This window comes from Vibrio sp. OPT46, from assembly GCF_015163535.1.
Lineage (GTDB): Bacteria > Pseudomonadota > Gammaproteobacteria > Enterobacterales > Vibrionaceae > Vibrio > Vibrio alginolyticus.
In genome coordinates this window covers 1-3,172 of the sequence record NZ_JADDYG010000397.1, presented here as the reverse complement: position 1 = coordinate 3,172, position 3,172 = coordinate 1, and the positions used below count along the sequence as shown (strand labels likewise).

General features: G+C 45.7%; 4 protein-coding genes. 1 reads left to right on the top strand and 3 read right to left on the bottom strand.

The features are described 5' to 3' along the window. Window positions 1–667 (top strand): aminotransferase class V-fold PLP-dependent enzyme (locus IQR33_RS33445; RefSeq protein WP_228013974.1); only part of this gene is annotated, 667 nt, incomplete at its 5' end. A gap of 33 nt (window positions 668–700) precedes the next feature. Here IQR33_RS33445 and IQR33_RS18080 read toward each other — a convergent pair. The 3 genes from IQR33_RS18080 to tcdA all read right to left on the bottom strand — a co-directional run. Continuing rightward, window positions 701–1,621, bottom strand: coding sequence for a GGDEF domain-containing protein (locus IQR33_RS18080; RefSeq protein WP_054576297.1), 921 nt, complete (start codon window positions 1,619–1,621; stop codon window positions 701–703). Between the two features lie 309 nt (window positions 1,622–1,930). Further along, entirely contained in the window at window positions 1,931–2,359 is a 429-nt protein-coding gene (csdE, locus tag IQR33_RS18075; RefSeq protein ID WP_054576298.1) for a cysteine desulfurase sulfur acceptor subunit CsdE, read from the bottom strand. A gap of 19 nt (window positions 2,360–2,378) precedes the next feature. Beyond that, on the bottom strand, window positions 2,379–3,172 hold a 794-nt coding region (tcdA, locus tag IQR33_RS18070; protein WP_193843905.1), incomplete at its 5' end, for a tRNA cyclic N6-threonylcarbamoyladenosine(37) synthase TcdA.

Below are 3,172 nucleotides of genomic sequence, written 5' to 3'. Positions count from 1 at the left end.
CGAAAAAATCACTGAACTGGCGCACAACGTTGGCGCGGTTGTTGTAGTTGATGGCGCGCAAGGCATCGTACATGAGCAACTTGATTTATCGGCATCAGATATCGATTTCTACGTTTTCTCAGGTCACAAACTTTATGCACCAGCAGGCATTGGGGTTTTATACGGCAAGCTTGAACTTTTGGAAGCCATGCCACCATGGCACGGCGGCGGCAAAATGGTTGAACGCGTTTCTTTCGAGAAAACGACGTTTTCTGCACTTCCTGGTAAATTTGAAGCGGGCACACCAAACGTTGCGGGCGCGATTGCTCTAGCGAAAGCCATTGAGTGGTACCAAGGTTTTGACCATCACGAAGTAGAGGCTCATTTCCATGTGCTTCAGGATAAGGCCTACCAAGCACTAAGCGCTTTGGATGACATCCATATTCTAGGCTATCAACCGAATGCCTCTGTACTGACCTTCGTAATGGACGGCGTTCATCACCAAGATATTGCGACGCTGCTCGATCAACAAGGCATTGCGGTACGAGCAGGACACCACTGCGCTCACCCATTGATGGATGCGCTAAATGTGAAAGGCACGGTACGCGTCTCTTTTGGTATTTATAACACGACGAGCGATGTGGAAAGACTCATCGCCGCCGTTGAAAAAGCCGTCGACATGCTATAACGCCAACGGTTTGATTTGGAGTAACCAACAAGGTTACTCCATCTGCCTATCCAGAGTCGCCACGCAATTTCTGCCATTTCTTTTCGCAGCATAAAGCGCTTTATCTGCATGCGCATACAAACGTTTGGTGGTTTCATTTCTGCCTATTTCCACCACGCCTACACTCACCGTGACCGGAATTTCAATCTTTTCAAATTCGAACTGACAATTTTGAATGTGGGAACGTACTTCCTCTCCTACCTCTTTCGCCGCCGACAGAGAAGTTTCTGGCAAAATAATCGCAAACTCCTCCCCTCCGACTCTTGCGAAAATTTCGTCTTTGACGAGTAAGTGAGAAACCAAATCAGCTAACGTTTCTAAGACATGGTCTCCCGCATCATGGCCACGTTTATCATTAATGACTTTAAAAAAGTCCAAATCAAACAATAACAACGCGGAGTGATAGTTCGGCTCTTGAGCTTTAATGACCTCTTCTGTGAGCTTTTCGAAAAAAACACGTCGGTTGTAGATATTGGTGAGAGCATCTATTTGGCTTTGATGGCGAAGAAGGGTTTCAACTCGGTGGCGATTGGAGATGTTGCGTGTAAGAATAAGGACAACGCGACGACCCCGGTATTTTATAGCGAGTGGGCAGATCTTGCCTTCGTAGTATAGGTCGCCTCTTGGCCCACTGTTAGCATCTATTCCCTGAATGCTGTCGGCGCACATCTTGTACTCGATCGTCACAATACTGTCTTGTTTCAGTGACCGCTTTATCTGTTCGATAAACCAGTCAGCTTTATCTTTCTCGAGTACGCTGTGCAGCGTCTCACCTATCAAATTACTTCCATCGTGATAGGCTTTTTTATCTGTTCCTCCAAAAACATCAATATAGATACCATCTTCACTCAGAATAAAAGTGGGGTCTGGCATTCCGGATAAAACGTCTTGCGCATGTTCCAAGGTGAATTGCATATAGGGAGGTTCCTAGCATTTGTATCTAAGTAACCCAATCGCTTCCAAGTGTGTTTCCACATAGGGGAATAGGAGCGGATGGGGCATATGTCTATTATCTAATATAGAAAAATTTTAAATACAATTGAGTTTATAAAAACCAAGTGGGCAATATAATGAACCAGGATCAATAGAATGGTTAATTAACGCTAAAATAGTCGACCATTTGCATACTTTTTATCCATAAGCAAAAAATATCTCAACTCAGATACAAAAAACGCCAAACAGCTAGGCTATTCGGCGTTTTTTAAGAGTTGGGAAAATGACTCGTTACACGGCGATTTGCTTAATCTGCTCTACAATAGCTTTCAAGCCATTACCACGTGACGGGCTTAAATGGGAGACAAGCCCCAGCTGATCAAAATAAGCATCAATATCAAATGCTTGAATTTGATCGGCCGTTTTACCGTCATAAGCAGCCATTACCAAGGCAATCAATCCACGGACGATACGCGCATCGGAGTCCCCACAAAAATGCCAAACGCCATCTTGCTCTTGGCTCACTAACCACACCAAGCTTTCACAACCCGAAACGGTAACTTGTTCTGATTTCAGCTCTTCTGGCATTTGTGGCAGCTTTTTACCCCACTGAATAACCTGACGGTAACGATCTTCCCAGCCTTGAAGTTGCTGCATAGTCGCTACAATGTCTTCGCTGGTGATATCTGTACCAAATGGAGAAACGGGAAAATCTGTCATGATGCGCTCTTCTTCTAGTTTACTTCTTATATTTTGAAATCAACTTCTCAACGATTCGCGATACCGCGACAAAGCCAAACGTTGCAGTTACAACAGTCGCCGCACCAAAACCGCTAGCACAATCCATACGTTTTGGGCCTTCCGCTGTCGACTTCACACCACACACTGAACCGTCTGCTTGAGGGTACTTCAGCTGCTCGGTTGAAAACACGCAATCAATACCAAACTTACGAGCCGGATTCTTAGGGAAGTTATGATGACGACGCAGGGTGTCTTTGATTTTCTTCGCTAGAGGATCTTGGATCGTTTTCGTTAAATCAGCGACCATGATCTGCGTTGGGTCAACCTGACCACCAGCACCACCCGTGGTGATCACTTTGATCTTGTTGCTGCGGCAATACGCCAACAAAGACGCCTTCGCTTTTACGCTGTCAATCGCATCTAGCACGTAATCAAATTCTTTGCTTAAGTACTCATGTTGATTGTCTGGCGTGATGAAATCATCAATCAGATTGACTTTACACTCTGGGTTGATCAATTTGACACGCTCGGCCATCACTTCAATCTTGCTTTGGCCAACGGTGCCCGTCATCGCATGAATTTGGCGGTTAATGTTCGTGACACAAACATCATCCATATCAATCAGAGTCAACTCACCGATCCCAGTACGGGCCAGCGCTTCGACCGCCCATGAACCTACGCCACCAATACCAATCACACAAACGTGTGCAGCGCGAAGAATGTCCACTTCGCTGTTGCCATAAAGACGACGAGTGCCGCCAAAGCGTTGATTGTAGCTGTCAGATGCTGGGG